The organism is Kitasatospora sp. NBC_01246 (assembly GCF_036226505.1).
In the GTDB taxonomy this organism is placed as follows: Bacteria; Actinomycetota; Actinomycetes; order Streptomycetales; family Streptomycetaceae; genus Kitasatospora.
In genome coordinates, this window is record NZ_CP108484.1 from 133,148 (window position 1) to 148,635 (window position 15,488).

The window sequence follows — 15,488 nt, forward strand, 5'->3', positions numbered from 1 at the left end:
GGAGGTGTCCCGGCTCGTCGCGGAGCTGGTCGACGACGTGCCGGATCCGGGGCCGGGCACGCGGGAGGCCCGTCAGTTCGCGGTCCGCTCCCCACCGGAGCTGGTGAGGTCGGCCACCACCAGCCCGGCCGCCCGCACCGGGTCCCCGCCGGCGCGGGTGAGAAGCGGTGCCACGTCGTAGTCCGCGTCGGCCCCCTCCAGGTGGGTCGCTCGCAGGGTCAGTCGCATCCGGTGCACCGACTCGTAGCGCGGTGAGCTGAGCGCCGCGCCGATGCCGGGGCGCAGCCGCTCCAGCTCCGTCACGACCGTCCAGGCGTCGTCCTCCATCCGGGCCCGCCGCACCGGGTCGCAGGCCGCGACGGCCCGGTCGGTCTCGGGCGAGTCGGGCTCGCAGCCGGCCAGAGCCGGCAGGAGTTCGGGAACGCCCAGGATCTCCGCCGCGTCGAGGGTGAAGGAGTGGGACCAGCCGTCGCATTCCAGCAGTCCCGCGATCAGCGGGACGGCCCGGGGGTCGTGCCGTCTGGCGAGCCCACGCGCGCCCTCCTCCCGGACCTCGCCGCACTCGTCGGTGGTGCACGTCCACAGGGCGTCCCTGATGGCGGTCGTGTCCTGCTCCAGTTGGAACCCCAACGTGAAGGCCGCCCAGTTGCGGACGTCGGGGTCCTGGTCCCGCATGAGCCGGATCAACGCCTGGACATCGGGCCCGTCGGGCAGTCCGCTGGTGACGAAGGTGAATTCCGAGGCGACCAGACTCCGCAGGTCGGCGTCCTCGTGCCGGGAGAGCCCGACCAGCACGGGAACGGCGCGCCGGTCCCGCGTCCGACCCAGGCCGCAGGCGAGGGACGACAGCACGCAGGTCTCCGTCTCCGCCTCGGCCAGCGCCATCAACGCGGTCGCCGCCTCGCTCCGCACGGACTCGTGCGTGTCGGCCGCGTTTCCCAGCAGATCGCATCCCACCTTCCGCTCCAGGACATCGGCCGACCCCAGCAGCCCCGACCCGCAGCGCAACGCGGTCTCCCCGTTCTCCTCCTGCGCCGCCTCCAGGACCAGCGCCCAGTAGGCGTGCTCGTCGCGGTCGGCCTCCGAGTCCCGCGCCAATCGCGCCGCCGCCATCAACCGTCCCGCCGGCCCCACCACGTTGTCCATGTCCGCATTCTGGCCCGACGGCCCGGTGCCGGGCACCGGATTTCTTCACCGGAGGGTCTGTCAGGACCCACACCGCCACCCCGGCCGCCCGCTTCGGCACGAGGCGCCGGCCGGCACACCGTGTGCCGGCAGGCGTGTGAGGGTCGTCGCGGTCGGTGGGTCAAGAACTCCCCCGAGTTCGACAACGACCGGCACACGGGCGACCGCGAGTACCGCGATCGCCTCGACGGCTACTACACGGGCGGCACGGCCCACTGACGGCCACGGGCGACAGCGACGGGACCCGCACCACCGGGCGGGACGCGACACCTCGCCGGTGACATCCGCCGCGCCACGCGCCGCCCCGTCCCCGACAGCGGCGGTGCCCCCCTTCAGACATCACACACCCGGCCCTCCCGTGGCTCGCGGGCAGGCGTCGGCACAGAGGTTGCCGAGTAAGTCCGGGGGGTCGGGGGTCAGGGGTCGGGGAGGTCGAGGGTGGCAAGGGCTCCGCCGTCGGGGGCGTTCGCGAAGGTCAGCCGGGCGTTGAGGACGAGCGCCTGCCCGGTGGCGATGGTGAGGCCGAGGCCGTGTCCTTGGCCGCGTTCGGCGGCCCCGGTGCGGAAGCGCTGCGGCCCGTCGGCGAGGAGGGCGTCGGGGAAGCCCGGTCCGTGATCGCGTACGGTGATCCGGCTGCCGGTGACGGTGACTTCGACGGGGGCGGTGCCGTGCCGGTGGGCGTTGGCGAGAAGGTTGGTGAGGATCCGCTCCACGCGGCGCGGGTCGGTGCGGACGGTGGCGGGCCTCGTCAGCCGCAGGCGGACATCGCCGTCGCCCCTCCCGCTCACCTCGTCGACGAGATCGCCCAGGGGGACCTCGTCGAGTCGGGCGCTCTCGACGCCGGCGTCGAGGCGGGAGACCTCCAGCAGGTCCTCGACCAGGGCGCGCAGGGCGCGGACCTGCGTGCGGACCAGGCCGGCGGCCTCGTCGTCCTCGGGCAGCAGACCGGCGGCCGTAACCAGGCCCATCAGCGGGGTGCGCAGCTCGTGGGCGACGTCGGCGGTGAAGCGCTTCTCGGCGGCGAGCCGGCCCTGGAGTGCCCCGGCCATCTCGTCCACGGCCGTGGACATCTCGGTGATCTCGTCCCGGGCGCGGCCCCGGCGGCCGATCCGGGCGTCGAGGTCGCCGTCCGCGATCCGGCGGGCGGTCCGGGACCCGTGGCGCAGGCGGCGGTTCATCCGTTCCGCCGCCAGCACGGTGAGGGGGACGACAACGGCCAGGGCGGCGAGGGCGGCCTTGACGATGCTGCGGTCCAGCAGCTGGAGGCTGCGCACGGTGGCGCTCATGTCGGTCCGCACGGCGAGCACCTGACCGTCGCCGACCGGGACGGCTGCCCACATCCAGTACCAGTTCGGTGCTCTGACGTCGTACCACAGGGCGTACTCCCCCGGAGCCTTCGAACCTTCGAGGGCGTCGGCCAGCGGCCGGGGCAGGCCGGTCCGGGGCTCGAGGGAGGCGTTGTCGGGACGGCGGCCGGTGCGGGAGAGCTCCTGCTCGGCGGCGCCCAGTTGCGCGATCGCCTGGTCGCGCCCGGTCCGCTCGCCCTGCTCCGCGGTCGCCCGGTGGACGAGCAGGCCGATCACCACCGCGACCGCAGCGCAGGCGAGCACGACCAGGGCGGTGATCTTCCAGCGCAGGGAACGCGGGTCCAGGGGGCGCGGGCCGGTGCGTCGTACGGTCATCGCGTCAGCTCCGCAGGAGCTTGTAGCCGAAGCCCCGGACGGTTTCGATGCGGTCGGCGCCGATCTTCTTGCGCAGCCGTACCACGCACAGGTCGACCACCCGGGTGTCGCCCTCCCAGCCGTAGTCCCACACCTCGCGCAGCAGGCGGCGGCGGTCCAGGACCGTGCCGGGACTCTCCGCGAAGACCAGCAGCAGGCGCAGTTCGGTGGGCGTGAGGGCAATGGCACGGCCGTCCAGACGGACGTCCAGGCCGCGCGGGTCGATGGTCAGGCCGCCGAAGGTGAGCAGGTCGGGCACGTCCTCCGCGGGGAGGTCCCGGTGGCGGCTTCCCGGCCCGCCCGGCGCGGCCGGCTCCTGCCGAGCGGGCTCCGCGGCCGGGCGCTGGTGGAAGGTGGCGCGGCGCAGCAGGGAGCGGATGCGGGCGACGAGGACGGGGATGTCCACGGGCTTGACCACGTAGTCGTCGGCCCCGGCTTCCAGACCGGCCACGACGTCGAGGGCGTCGCCGCGGGCGGACATCATCAGGACGGGGGTGAGGGTCTCCTCGCGCACGCGCCGGCACAGGCTGATGCCGTCGAGGCCGGGCAGCATGACGTCCAGGATCAGGACGTCGTGTGCGCCGGCCCGCACGGCGTCCAGGCCGTCCAGGCCGTCGCCGGTGACGTCGACCCGGTAGCCGTAGCGTTCCAGGGCCAGCTGGACCGAGCGGCGGATGACCGCGTCGTCCTCGACGAGGAGCACGTTGACCGCTTCGGGTACTCGGGTGGCGGACAAGAGCTCTCCGGTGTCGTCGCCTGGGGGTCGGGTCATCATTCCAGCACGTCCGGGGCCGGTCCCCGTCGCCGGGGGCAGCCGGGGGGGGGAGCGCGCCGCCGGGGGCGGTGGCGGGTGGCCGGGGGGCGGTGGCGGGTGGCCGGGGTGGTCACAGCTTCAGGGACGCCGCGACCGGGAGGTGGTCACTGCCGGTGTCCGGCAGGGTCCACGCGGAGCGCGCGGTGATGCCCTTCACCAGGATCTGGTCGATGCGCACCACCGGGAACGGCGCGGGCCAGGTGAAGCCGAAGCCGTCGCCGGCTTCCTGCTGGGCCGAGCGCAGCGGTCCGGTGAGCGGGTGCAGCGCGGAGTCGTCGAAGGAGCCGTTGAGGTCGCCCACGACGACGATCCTCGTGAGCGGCTCGCTGTGTACGGCCGCGGCGAGTTTGGCCGCCGCTTCGTTGCGGGCGGCGGTGGTGAATCCGGCGTCCGGGCGTACCCGGACCGAGGCGAGGTGCGCCGTGTAGAGGGCGAGGGGGCCCTTGGGAGTGAGGACGGTGGCGCGCAGGGCCCGGGTCCAGGGCATGATCTCCACCGGCTCCACGTCCTGGAGCGGGTACTTGCTCCACAGTGCGATGCCGCCGTGCACCTCGGAGTGGGCGTAGGTGGCGGCCAGCTCGCGCCGGTAGGTCTCCTGCGCCCGGCCCGCCAGTTCCTCCACCGCCACGACGTCGGCTCCGGAGCCGGCCAGGGCGCGTGCCGTTCGGCGTGGGTCGGGGTTGTCCTCGTTCACGTTGTGGCTGACAACGGTGAAGTCCCCGCCGCCCGCCCGCTTGTCGACCAGGGCCGGTGCGAACAGAACGCTCCAGACGAGAGCGGGCAGCAGGACGGCCACCGCTGCGAGAGCCGAGCGCCGTAGTGCCGCGAGGAGGAGAAGCAGCGCGATGCCCAGACCTGACCAGGGCAGCACGGTCTGCCAGAGGCTGACCAGGTTGAGCGGGCCGCCCGGCAGCCAGGGGCCCAGGACCATCACGGCGGCGAGCACGGCGGCGGCCCCCGCGATCAGCCACCCGCGCCGCCCCACAGCACGACGGGCCGGCCGCGGCGAGCGCGTCGGGCGCGTCGGGCGCGTCGGGCGGCGAAGGACGCGGTCGCGAAGGACGCGGTAGAGAGGGACGCGGCGGAGAGGGACGTGGCGGAGAGGGACGTGGTGGCGGACCGTCCGACCACGGGACCCATGCCCACCGTCGTCGCCGGGCCCGCCGGCCGACGTGGCGCTGTCCACGGGCGAGGGCGTCGTCGCGGCCGTTCCGGTGCGCGCGCTCATGCCCACTCCTGCCGGCCGCCATCGAGAGCCGGCAGGACACCGGGCAGCTTCTGCCGCAGGGCGTCGACGAGCCGCCCGCTGCGCTCCAGGGCGGCCCGCAGGCCGTCGGCGGGAGTGGTACCGGCACGCTGGCCGAGCACCACGCCGTAGACGAGCCGGCGCCCCGAGCCGTCCGTGCCGTCAGCGACCTCCAGCGCCCACATCAGGTTCCCGCCCGCCGAGGTGGTCGAACCGGTCTTGAGGCCCACCACTCCGGGCAGGTCGAGCAGCCTGTTGGTGTTGCGCAGCGGTGCGGCGCGGCCCGGGAGCGTGGTGTCGCGCAGGGCCACCGTGGCCCGCAGTGCCGGGTCCTTCATCGCCTCGCGAGCCAGTTTGAGCTGGTCGGCGGCGGTGGACACGGTCGTGGCCTCAAGTCCGCTGGCCCCGGTGTAGGTGGTACCGGTCATCCCCAGCCGGGCCGCCTGCGCGTTCATCCGGGCAACGAACGCGTCCTCACTGCCCGCGTCCCACCGGGCCAGCAGCCGGGCCACGTTGTTGGCGGAGGGCAACAGCATCACCTCCAGCAACTTGCGCTGGGTCAGGCGCTGCCCGGCGGTGACGGGGGCGGTGGACTCGTCCGTCGCCTCCGCCTCCTCGGCGGCCCGCGCGTCGACCGTGATCGTCGGCCCGTCCTCGCCGTCCTGGAGCGGGTGGTCCCTGAGAACGACGTACGCCGTCATCACCTTGGTGACACTCGCGATCGGCACCGGCTGCTGCGGCCCTCTGACACCGAGCACACCGACCTTCGCCGCCGCGACGGCCGACTGGCCTTCCTGCGGCCACGGCAGACCCAGCGCCGTGATCGCCTCCGGTACCGGCAGCACCAGCGCCCCGCCGGCCCGGATGCCGCTGTCGACGGCCGCGTCGCCGCCCTGCCGGGCAGCCAGCGCGCCACCACCGGCACCGGCCCCGGCGAGCAGGACAACGGCCGAGGCCCACAGCGCCCCACGACGGACCGGGGCAAGCCGACCGGGCGAGGAACGCCGCTCCCGGTCCCTGTTCCGGTCTCGGTCCCGGTTCCGGTCTCGGTCTCGGTCTTCGGATGGTGTGGGAACTGACACGACAACGGCCTCCCGGAGCCAGAGGGACAAGGTCCCGGGGCCGTGGCCACCGGGTGTACCCACAGACTCCGCGACCGGCGCTTCGGCCCGGTCGTAGCGCGGCTTCCGCCATCACGCAGTCGTGTATCAACCATGTACCGGACCACCGGCACCCCAGACCGGGCAGGAGCCCCGCAAAGCCGGACAGCCCGACCCGCCGGGCCGGACCCCGGCGGGGGGTGCCCCAGGCGGTGCCCCGCCGGACCGATCACCTGACAGCGCACCTACGCCGATCGCCCTTTCGTGACACCGACCCTTGGTACAGCCCTGCCACCGGGGGAATCGCGGGTAGTCTCACGACCCGGCGCCACGAAATCCCGACTCGCGCCGGGCCAGGCGGCCGGGGCCGGAACGGGCGGCGAGGTGGGGGGTGCGTCGGCCCGCCGCTCAGCCGGGTGGTCAGGCCGCTGACCCGTAGGGAGCGAGCCGGCGGGCGAGGTCCGCGGTGACGTCGCCGTTCTCCAGAGCGGTGGCGAGCGGGGCGGGCAGCGGGCCATCGGATGGCGTGGTGTCGTCGGCCCCGGGTGTCGGCGACCCCGGGGGCCCGTTGAACCAGGCACGGACGAAGTCGGCGACGGCGGCGGGGGCCGGCAGCGCGCCGTCGTCGGCGAAGGCCTCGGCGGCGTGCTCGTGGCGGCCGTGGCGGCCGTGGCCGTCGTAGTCGATGCCGAGCCAGCCGGTGATCTGGCGCCGGGCGAGCGCCGTTCGTACGGGCTCGTCCTCGTCGTCCTGGCCGTCCTCGCCCAGGTCGATGAACGCCTCCCGCAGCATCGCCTCTCCGTCCTCGGTGGCGTAGTCGGTGGAGCGGTCCGGGCCGGTGTCGTCGTCGGCCTCGCGGACCGCTCGGATCACGGCGTCGATGTACGGATCGTGCGGCAGGCGCTCTGTCGTCCGCGGCACTCCCTCTGGTACTCCCTCTGCTCTCGTCACGACGGTGCCCTGCGTGAGCGTCAACCCTCGGCCGCGGTTCGGGAACTGGCCGCCAGCGCCTCGTCGGCCCGCCGCTCCTGCGATGCCGGCCGGGGAGGTGTAGACGGTCCCGTGATTCCCCAGGTGCCCGGGGGCAGTGGCGGATGAGCGCCCGGGCCGTCCGGCGTGCTCGGATCGGCGCGGCTCATGGCGCCCGGCATCGCCTGTCCGCCGCCCGACAACTCTAATCGGATAGTTCATCCGTTTCTATGCTACCGTCCCAGCAAGCGGATGAACTATCCGGATATCGGAGTGGAGGGGCACATGGCGAAGACAGCTGTGGTCACAGCGGGGACGGCCGGCATCGGGCTGGAGACGGCCCTGGGACTGGCCGACGCCGGGTTCTCGGTCACCGTGGTCGGACGCGACGCCGACCGCGGCGCCCGGGCGGTCGGCCGAATCAACGCGACGAACCCGGCACATCCCGGACGGTTCCTGCCCGCCGACCTCGGCTCGCTCGACCAGGTGCGCGCGCTCGCCGACCGGATCACCGCCGAGCACGCCGCCTCCGGCGACCCGCTGACCGTACTGGTCAACAACGTCGGGGCGATGTTCCCGCAGCGACGGACCCTGGACGGCATCGAAGCGTCGTTCCTCGTCAACCACCTCTCGCCGTACCTGCTGACGGAACTGCTGCTGCCCACGCTGACAGTCGGGGCGCCGAGCAGGATCGTGAACGTGACCTCGGGCGCGGTCGGGCTCGCGAAGAAGGCCTTCGACGCCGTCGAGCCGCCCGGCGGCTACTACGGCTTCCACTGGTACGGCCGCGCCAAGCTCGCCAACCTCGCCTACACGCTCGACCTGGCGAACCGACTGAAGGGCACGGCCACCTCCGTCTTCGCCGCCGACCCGGGAGGCGCCGCGACCGACATGACCAACGGCACCATGACCGACCCGAAGATCGTCTCACCGGCCCTGCGACTGCTGTGGCCGCTGGTGCGCCGCAAGTTCGACCGCTCCACCTCGGGCCCGGCGTCCGTGGCCGCCCGGTCCTCGATCGTCGCCGCCACCGACGAAGCCCTCGCGGGCCGGACCGGCATCGTCATCGGGGCCCAGGCGCACCCGGTGACGCCGCTGCGCGCGGCCACCGACCCCCGCATCGCCCAGGACGTGCGCCGGCTCAGTGAACGGTACGCACCCCTCACCGCCACCTGACCCGCCAGGCGGTGCGGGTGCTGTCAGCGGTGCCATCCGGATGGAGAATCCGGTTAGCATGTCCCCCATGACGATGCCCCTGCGCAAGGACGCGGCACGCAACTGGGACCGGATCGTCGCGGTCGCCCGTGCACTGGTCGACCAGGGCACACCCTTGCAGCTGAACGACGTCGCCGGCCGCGCCGGACTCGGAGTCGGCACCGTCTACCGGCACTTCGCCACCCCCGAGGCGCTACTGGAGACCGTCGCCGCTCCCTGCCTGGAAGCCCTGGCCGACCACGGGCGGCAGGCTCTGGCCGGCACCGACCCCTGGCACGCCCTCGAAGGTTTCCTGTTCCGCACCGTCGAAGCGCAGGTCACCGACGCGTCCCTCGCCCCGGTCACCGCGGCAGCCACCGACACCCTGCCGCGCACCACGGAACTCAAAGAGACGCTTCGGTCGGTCGGCACCGCACTCCTCGACCGGGCTCGCGATGCCGGAGCGGTCCGACCTGACCTGGCCGCCACCGATCTCGTCCCGCTCATGTGCGGCATCGCCCACGCCGTCAATGTCCACGGCGGAAAACCCGCCGCCCGGATCGACACCGCCCACCGCTACCTGGCCACGCTCCTCGAAGGACTGCACGCCACGCCACAGCACGCGTGAGAACACCGCCCGCGCACCGACCGGGATGATCCGTACCGGGGTGATCCGTACCTGCTGCCACCACCTGTGCGGCGCACCGGACTGCGATCGCCGTCCCCCTGGGGAAATCGTGACCACGAGGGTGGGGAGCTCCGCCGAGCTCCGTGACGCGCGGAAACGGTCGAAGGCGGGGAACTCCGTGACCGCCGACAAGGGTGCAACGCACCCGCCGCAACACGGCCTGCCAGCCATCCAGCAGAGGTAGAGGCCCAGTTCAGGGGTGCAACACGCAGTCTCGCGTCGCACCCCGCGACACGTCAGGGGCCGAGACACAGGACAGCAGCAGCCACTACAGACCGCACCGCCAGGACCAGGAGGCAGACAGCCCGACAGCGGACATCAGGCGGCGGGCGCCGGCGGCCCCCGCCGCCGGCGCCCGGTGTCCGGCCCGTCCGGGTCGCCGTCCGGGTCGGGTCAGCAGGTGCCGACGCGGCCGTTCAGCCGGGACCAGACCGCGGTCCACGGACCGTCGTTGTGGGGACGATAGATGACCAGGTTCCCGTCGTTCTGCAGGCGCAGCCAGTTGACAGGCGGGTTGCAGCCGAGTGCGGTTCCGGAGGCCCACAGGGCGCGCATGGAGCGGTCGTAGACGACGAGGTTGCCGTCCGACTGCATGATGACCCTGCCCGGCGAGGTGTTGGCGGTCCCGGTGGTCCAGACCGCGTGGCCGCCCTCGTCGTACTGCACGAGGTTGCCGTCGTTCTGGTAGACGAGCCGCTGATCGCCGTTACCGGAGACCAGCGAGTCGCCGGGGAGCAGACAGGTGCGCCAGTCCATGTGGTCCCAGCCACGCGGGTTCCGCGTGCACTTCCACTCCTGGTCGACGGCGTCGGCCGACGCGCTGGTGGCGGTGGTGAGGCCGATGCCGCCGGCCAGGGCGGTCGCGGCGATTGCGAGTGCGACGAGCCGCTTGGACGTCCTGCGGATGGTCATGGCGTTCCTCCTCGCCCCGGAGCGTTCCCGACCGCTCCCGGGCCTACAGTTCATGGCGGCGCGGTACCCCTCCCCGCCCCGCCGATGGTCCGGAGCCCCGTTCAGCGGCCCCGTACCTGACAACGCTCCGCACACGTCCAGCGGTTCAGACACCCGGACGACGAAGCGGCCACCCGGACGAGCACACCTCGAACCTCCGGGGACAGGGCGGTCATCCCCTCCAAGCTGATCGGCTGGTGCTTCCGGCCCGGCAGCAGCACTACCCGGCCCTCCCGTGGCTGCTGTTCGTCCTGGCCGACACCCGCGAGCGGGCCGCCCGCCAGCGCGTACGCGATCTCAAGGCCGATGCCGACAGCCACCCGATGGTGCGGCGGATGCCGACCGGCGTGAAGGCCGGCGCTGCCCGCCTGGCCGACGTCGAGGACCCGGTGCGGGGCCTGGGACCTGTAGTCCTGCCCGCCGGCCCGGCCCGCGCCATGCCGGGCCGAGCTCGGACTCCGGGGCGCCGTCAAGGTGCCCGGCCCCGGCCTCACGAGATTCGTCAAGGTGTCCGGCCCGTCTCCACGGTGGGAGGCCGGCCATCGAGGAGTCCACCACGTCTCCTGTGCCATCGAACCTTGATCGATTGCCATCGAAGATGGACGGCCTGCTGTTGTGTCTCCGAGGGTTGACCGCGCGGGTCAGCGGCTTGTTCGCACGTAGGCCACGATGCCGGGCGTCGTTGTGTCGGCCTACCCCGACCGCTACCAGTTGGAGGCCGCCGACGCGCAGCGGATCGTCAACGCCGACGGCACCGCGTCCACCGCGTCCACCACGCCCCCGAAACCGCACTCGCTGCCGACCGGGGGCCCTGGTCGAGTCGGCCGCCGGGCCCGACGTGGTGATGATCGCCGGTGCCCGGGCTCCCGCCGCGGCTTCCGACGTCACCGCCGACCACTACGACCTGAGCTGGATCGTGCTCGTCGACGACACCGCGTTCCGGCCGCTGCCCGGCCTTGCGCCGGCGGGCACCGTCGTCCTCGACCAGTCCGGCTCCGACGCGAGCCGGTACGTGGCCGTCGACGGCGCGGCGCTGCCGATCTCCGGCGCCGAGTGGACGGCCAACGGCTACGAAACCCGCTCGCTGATGGGCGTTCCAGCCCCTGCCGGATAGCCTCACCTGCGACTCTTCCTCCAAGCAACCGCTGGCAGGAGCCGCATCCCACTGACACCGCGCCCGAACATCCCCACCGGCCGGCTCGACGGGCGCGCCGATACCGCACCCTGCGCGGTGCCCGAGGCCGTCTCGAACGACCGTCCCGCCGCTACCGGGCGAGCAGGGCACTGACGGTCTTGCCGCCGCCCTCCCGACGTACGACAGCGGTCGCACGGGCAAGACGGTTGACCATGGGCCAGCCGAAACCCCCGGCGCCGCCGTCGAGGTCCGGGGTCCGCATGCGCGGCAGCCGCGAGCTGCGGTCGTGCACGGCCACCTCCACACCGTCCGCCTGCGCGGTCAGGTCCAGAGTGAACGTGCCGCCGCCATGGCGCAGGGCATTGGTGACGAGCTCCGAGACGACGAGAAGCACCGTCTCCGCAGCCTCGGGCGCGGACGCCGGGACGAGGCCGTCGAGGAACCCGCGCGCTCTCTCACGCGCGGCCGCGACACACGAGCCCGAACCGAGGGCCGCGACCTCAACGCTCACCATGCCCATCATTCACCTACTTCCTGCGTCGCCAACCCCGCTCCATCCTGCCCGAACCTTGTGCCCCGCCATGAGAGCGCCAACCCCGCCACGATCAACCCGCTGCCCACGCCGGTCCCCCGCGTCCGCACCTTCCATGCGCGTGAACGGTTTGCTCGTTGCGCCTGCTGACGTTGCGGACTGGGGTCGGGCGCTGAAGGAGGCCGACCTGCTGTGGGCGATCGGCATCGAGGAGGATCCGGAGCTGGTGGCCGCGAAGGCCGCGGCCGAGGCGAAGCCGAGGGGTCCCGCACCGGCCGCTTCCGGCAGGGCGTCGCCGCGCTCGCCCGGGTCGTGGAGCGGGAGCGGCATCCCCCGGGTGCCCCGCCCGCGCGGGGAGCCGGTGGAGGCCGTGGAGGCCGGCCCCGGGGGTGGGGAGGCGGTGATGTCCACCTCGCGGTGGGCGCCGGGCTCAATCACCCAGAAGGCCCGGCGGGAGGCCCCCCGGGCAGCTCGCCGAACACGGCGGGGAGTGGCCGTGGAAGCGGGCGCTGCTGGGGGTCCCGGGGCACCCCCGCAACTCCCTCAAAGCCGGCGCCATCGCCACCCTCCTGCCCCTCGCCGCCGCCTCCACGGCCCGCGACCGCGCAACCGCCGGGCAAGGGACCGGCAACCGCCAGAGCCGCCACCCAGGCCGGGGCTCGACGACCGCTGACCCGCGGCCCCCCACTTCCCCGGCGCCGCCGGAAGGGCCGCGCCATCTCCGCCTCCCGGCGGCCCCACGCATGCCCCCACCCGCAAGGGGCACACGTCCGAACAGGCCCCACCGCCTCGGCGGAACAGGAGAGACGAAACAGGAGAGACGATGAGCACAAGACCCGAACTCGAACCGGTGCTGCGCGGCATCGCCGAAGCCGTCCACGACCGCGACGACCACGTCCTGCGCCGCCTGCTGGCCCGCCTCGCCGAACAAGCCACGATCGACGACCTCTACGCCCTGCGCGACGCACTCCCCCGCCTCCGCACCTCCACGAGCGCCACCCACTGACCCCCATCACCCGACCAGCGGGTCCGCCCCGCGCGCGTGGCCGCCGGAGGGCAGCGGCGCCCACCGGCTGACCAAGGTGTGTACGTCTCAGGTGCCGGCGGCCGCCTGCCGCAGACGCTGTCCGCCGCCGGCTCCAGGGTACGAACAGCGCGGCGGCCGGCTGGGGCACTCTCGGATCTTCGACAGTATGGCCTGACCCGCAGAATCAGCTGAGCCAAAAGGGAGAAGAACGGTCGGCAGGCGAACGCCGTGGGTGCACCAACTCAGGGACTGCCGGATGTCCAGGATGTCGAGGCCCTGGCCGCGGAGGAGGGTCGGCCCCGCGGTCCTGGCCCTCAGACGAGAGCAGCAGGCGCACGGGCGCCCTGTCGGTGTGGCTGTCCGTGGGATATGTGACGGTGGTGCGCCAGGAAGCGAAGCCGCCGACGCGCCGGCCGGGAGGGACGGACAGGTCGTCTGGTAGCCACATCGCCGGCCCTCGGGAGGGCATGTGAAAGCCCCGGAGCGGTGGGCCTCGGGACCCGGCAATCCCGTGGTGCAATGCGACCCGCGGGCCCGGAGCGAATCATTCGCCCACCGAGGCCGGGGTCCTGAGCGTCGTCGAGCAGTGAGGAGTCACCGTGACCGCAAGGAAGCCGGAGGAGGACGACGGGTGCTCGCCCCGTCCTGCTGAGGGCGGGAGCCCTCTGGGCAGGGCGATGACTCTGGCGGGGATGTTGGAGGCTGCGGAGGCCGCGGCGCCCGTGGAGTCCCTGGACGTGGTCGCGCGCATCCTCAAGGAGCGCCTCGGGGCATCGTCCGTGTCCTTCCTGATCATCGACTTCACCGGCAGCTCAGTCGTGCGACTGGGCGCCGCGGGCAGCGTCAAGACCGGCGAGCCGGCCCAGCGCATCCCCGTGCGGGGCACCCCGTACGACGACGTGATCCGCAGCCAACGCCCGAGCGTGGAGCAAACAGGTGCCGCAGAGCTGGCGCGGATCATCGTCCCGGTGACCAACCGCGGGGACGCCATCGGGCTCCTCGAACTGTTCCTGCCCGCCGCACCGAACCCCGAGGTGATGCGGGAGATCGGCGAGAGCGCGCACGCGCTGGCGTACATCATCATCGCCAACCGGTCCTTCACCGACGTGTACCAGTGGGGCCGACGCACCGTCCCACTGAGCTTGGCCGCCGAGATCCAGCACCGGCTGCTCCCGGCGTCGCTGGCGTGCGAGGCCGCGCAGTTCGCGGTCGCGGGGGCACTGGAGCCCGCCGACCACGTCGGGGGCGACACCTTCGACTACGTGATCGACCGGGACACCGTCCAGTTGTCCGTGACCGACGCCATGGGCCACGACGTCGGCGCCGCGCTGCTGGCCACCCTCGTGGTGGGCGCCCTGCGCCGGGCCCGACGGGCGGGTGCCGGCCTCGACGAACAGGCGCGCCAGGCCGACCAGGCCATGCGGGACCACGGCCGCCAGGGCTACGTCACCGGCCAGCTCCTGCGCATCAGCCTGCTCGACGGCACCACCGAGTTCGTCAACGCCGGGCACCCCTGGCCGCTGCGGCTGCGCGACGGAGAAGTGCGGGAGATCGTCCCGAAAATCGATCCGCCGTTCGGCCTCGGACTGCGGGCCGCCCCCACCAACACCTACCGGGTGCAGTCCCTGGACCTCCGGCCCGGGGACCGGCTGGTGATGCTGACGGACGGCATGCTGGAGCGCAACGCCCAGAACCTCCACCTTCCGGACCTGATCGTCCACACCCGCGCCCTGCACCCCCGGGAAGCCGCCCGCACCCTCATCGGGGCGATCCTCGACGCCGGCCACGGCCACCTGGACGACGACGCGACCGTCATGTGCCTGGACTGGCACGGCCCCCGCAACACCCACCGCGTCGCCGCCACCGGCGCCGACCTCACCGACGCCTCAGAACCCGCAGAAACGACCCGCACCCCGACCATGACCCCGGACGTGCGCTGAGGCCCAGGCCTGTCCGGCAGCGGCACGGTGGGCGCATGAACCGCAACCGGGACAGCCACCGCTACGGGGCGCCCGGGCTCGGCTCGAGCGTCCCAGCCGATGTCGGGGCCCGTCCGCCTGGTCGCAGTCGTGGTCGGTGCCGACCACGACGCTGTCCTCGACGAGCCCACCGTGATCCGCCAGCAGCGGTCGACGCTGGGGATCCGCTGCACCGCGGCGGCCAGCTCGGCCGGGCGGTGAGCCATCGGGTGGACGTGGAAGGGGACCGTGGTGCGGGGGTGCAGCGCCCGCACCACGGTCCGGGAAGAAGATCGCGTCGGGGATGAAGGACATGTCGGAGGCGTCGATCATCGTGCCCTCGCGCGGTCGGTCAAGAAGGGCACAGGGGACTCATCTCGTCGAGGTTGCTGAGGCAGGGTGCGCGGGCTGGGGGGCGCGGAGCCGGTCGGTGATCGCGGCGGCCATCTCGCAGGCGACCTCCGGTGCTTCGCGCAAGCCGACCTGAAGGGGCAGGATGCGCGGCCGGTGGGCGTCGAGGACCCGCCGGTACGCCGCCTCATACCGGGGAAGGAACAGCAGGCGCTCGATCGCGGCGGGGTCGCCGCCTCCCCGGCCGCGGGCGATCGCACGCCTGACATGCCTCCTGACCCAGGGTCTGTTGGAGTCCCGCCTCGACGTCCAGCGCGGTGCCGAGCTCCGCGGGCATGGCTTCGCTCCTGTACCGAAGCCTGCCCACGCGTCCGATGCGGTACCGCTCGTCATACCGGCGGAGGGTGCCTATTCCTCGCGTGCCGTATTCCCTGGGTGCGCTCAAGGTGACGGTCGAGGGACCAGGGAATACGGCACCCACGTCGTGTGCTGCTCGGGCTGACACCCTTTCAGGGGATTGACCTGCTGGCTAGCAGACGACCGGACAGGTGGCGCGGTACATCTGATGGCGCGAGAGACCATCACGTCGATCCGGAGGTCCACGTGCACTTTCAGCG

Annotated in this window: 14 protein-coding genes; 6 read left to right on the forward strand and 8 right to left on the reverse strand. The window is 73.1% G+C overall.

Translation table 11 applies throughout. The annotated features are described in order from the left end of the window. Positions 1-72: 72 nt before the first annotated feature. The 6 genes from OG618_RS00615 to OG618_RS00640 form a co-directional block, all read right to left on the reverse strand. The gene (locus OG618_RS00615) at positions 73-1,146 is read right to left on the reverse strand and encodes a HEAT repeat domain-containing protein (RefSeq protein ID WP_329485089.1); all 1,074 of its coding nucleotides are present in this window, start codon (positions 1,144-1,146) and stop codon (positions 73-75) included. A gap of 455 nt (positions 1,147-1,601) precedes the next feature. Continuing rightward, positions 1,602-2,867 (reverse strand): sensor histidine kinase, encoded by a 1,266-nt coding sequence (locus OG618_RS00620; RefSeq protein WP_329485090.1) that lies wholly within the window; start codon positions 2,865-2,867, stop codon positions 1,602-1,604. Positions 2,868-2,871: 4 nt separating this feature from the next. Beyond that, entirely contained in the window at positions 2,872-3,678 is an 807-nt protein-coding gene (locus OG618_RS00625; RefSeq protein ID WP_442906717.1) for a response regulator transcription factor, read from the reverse strand. A 112-nt stretch (positions 3,679-3,790) separates the two neighbouring features. Further along, positions 3,791-4,705 carry an endonuclease/exonuclease/phosphatase family protein gene (locus OG618_RS00630; RefSeq protein ID WP_329485092.1) on the reverse strand — a complete coding sequence of 305 codons (915 nt, stop codon included), beginning with the start codon at positions 4,703-4,705 and terminating at the stop codon, positions 3,791-3,793. A 239-nt stretch (positions 4,706-4,944) separates the two neighbouring features. Next, complete coding sequence (locus OG618_RS00635; RefSeq protein ID WP_329485094.1) at positions 4,945-5,811, reverse strand: D-alanyl-D-alanine carboxypeptidase family protein; 867 nt, start codon at positions 5,809-5,811, stop codon at positions 4,945-4,947. Between the two features lie 675 nt (positions 5,812-6,486). After that, a complete protein-coding gene (locus tag OG618_RS00640) occupies positions 6,487-6,987 on the reverse strand; it encodes a hypothetical protein (RefSeq protein ID WP_329485095.1) in 501 nt (166 codons plus the stop codon). A gap of 333 nt (positions 6,988-7,320) precedes the next feature. On the opposite strand from OG618_RS00640, the gene OG618_RS00645 reads away from it, so the two are divergent. Both OG618_RS00645 and OG618_RS00650 read left to right on the forward strand, forming a co-directional pair. Continuing rightward, positions 7,321-8,211, forward strand: a complete 891-nt coding sequence (locus OG618_RS00645; protein ID WP_329485096.1) for an SDR family NAD(P)-dependent oxidoreductase — start codon at positions 7,321-7,323, stop codon at positions 8,209-8,211. 67 nt (positions 8,212-8,278) lie between these two features. Continuing rightward, positions 8,279-8,857 carry a TetR/AcrR family transcriptional regulator gene (locus OG618_RS00650; RefSeq protein WP_329485098.1) on the forward strand — a complete coding sequence of 193 codons (579 nt, stop codon included), beginning with the start codon at positions 8,279-8,281 and terminating at the stop codon, positions 8,855-8,857. A 453-nt stretch (positions 8,858-9,310) separates the two neighbouring features. Here the strand turns inward: OG618_RS00650 and OG618_RS00655 are convergent, their stop codons facing one another. Next, positions 9,311-9,829, reverse strand: a complete 519-nt coding sequence (locus tag OG618_RS00655) for a hypothetical protein (protein ID WP_329485099.1) — start codon at positions 9,827-9,829, stop codon at positions 9,311-9,313. Positions 9,830-10,706: 877 nt separating this feature from the next. On the opposite strand from OG618_RS00655, the gene OG618_RS00660 reads away from it, so the two are divergent. Beyond that, positions 10,707-10,982, forward strand: coding sequence for a hypothetical protein (locus OG618_RS00660; protein ID WP_329485100.1), 276 nt, complete (start codon positions 10,707-10,709; stop codon positions 10,980-10,982). A 151-nt stretch (positions 10,983-11,133) separates the two neighbouring features. Here OG618_RS00660 and OG618_RS00665 read toward each other — a convergent pair whose 3' ends face one another. Beyond that, a complete protein-coding gene (locus OG618_RS00665) occupies positions 11,134-11,523 on the reverse strand; it encodes an ATP-binding protein (protein ID WP_329491968.1) in 390 nt (129 codons plus the stop codon). An 835-nt stretch (positions 11,524-12,358) separates the two neighbouring features. Between OG618_RS00665 and OG618_RS00670 the strand changes: the two genes are divergently transcribed. The 3 genes from OG618_RS00670 to OG618_RS00680 all read left to right on the forward strand — a co-directional run bounded on the left by OG618_RS00670 (position 12,359) and on the right by OG618_RS00680 (position 14,742). Beyond that, positions 12,359-12,541, forward strand: a complete 183-nt coding sequence (locus OG618_RS00670; RefSeq protein WP_329485101.1) for a hypothetical protein — start codon at positions 12,359-12,361, stop codon at positions 12,539-12,541. A 698-nt stretch (positions 12,542-13,239) separates the two neighbouring features. After that, positions 13,240-14,502: a PP2C family protein-serine/threonine phosphatase gene (locus OG618_RS00675; protein ID WP_329491969.1), complete on the forward strand. Its 1,263-nt coding sequence runs from the start codon at positions 13,240-13,242 to the stop codon at positions 14,500-14,502. Positions 14,503-14,601: 99 nt separating this feature from the next. Further along, entirely contained in the window at positions 14,602-14,742 is a 141-nt protein-coding gene (locus tag OG618_RS00680; RefSeq protein WP_329485102.1) for a hypothetical protein, read from the forward strand. Positions 14,743-15,488 lie beyond the last annotated feature (746 nt).

Coding starts and splice junctions, on each gene's coding strand:
- OG618_RS00670 (WP_329485101.1), top strand. CDS start 12,359: ATGAGCACAAGACCCGAACTCGAACCGGTGCTGCGCGGCATCGCCGAA.
- OG618_RS00615 (WP_329485089.1), bottom strand. CDS start 1,146: ATGGACAACGTGGTGGGGCCGGCGGGACGGTTGATGGCGGCGGCGCGA.
- OG618_RS00665 (WP_329491968.1), bottom strand. CDS start 11,523: ATGGGCATGGTGAGCGTTGAGGTCGCGGCCCTCGGTTCGGGCTCGTGT.
- OG618_RS00645 (WP_329485096.1), top strand. CDS start 7,321: ATGGCGAAGACAGCTGTGGTCACAGCGGGGACGGCCGGCATCGGGCTG.
- OG618_RS00655 (WP_329485099.1), bottom strand. CDS start 9,829: ATGACCATCCGCAGGACGTCCAAGCGGCTCGTCGCACTCGCAATCGCC.
- OG618_RS00650 (WP_329485098.1), top strand. CDS start 8,279: ATGACGATGCCCCTGCGCAAGGACGCGGCACGCAACTGGGACCGGATC.
- OG618_RS00675 (WP_329491969.1), top strand. CDS start 13,240: ATGACTCTGGCGGGGATGTTGGAGGCTGCGGAGGCCGCGGCGCCCGTG.
- OG618_RS00620 (WP_329485090.1), bottom strand. CDS start 2,867: ATGACCGTACGACGCACCGGCCCGCGCCCCCTGGACCCGCGTTCCCTG.
- OG618_RS00680 (WP_329485102.1), top strand. CDS start 14,602: ATGTCGGGGCCCGTCCGCCTGGTCGCAGTCGTGGTCGGTGCCGACCAC.
- OG618_RS00625 (WP_442906717.1), bottom strand. CDS start 3,678: ATGACCCGACCCCCAGGCGACGACACCGGAGAGCTCTTGTCCGCCACC.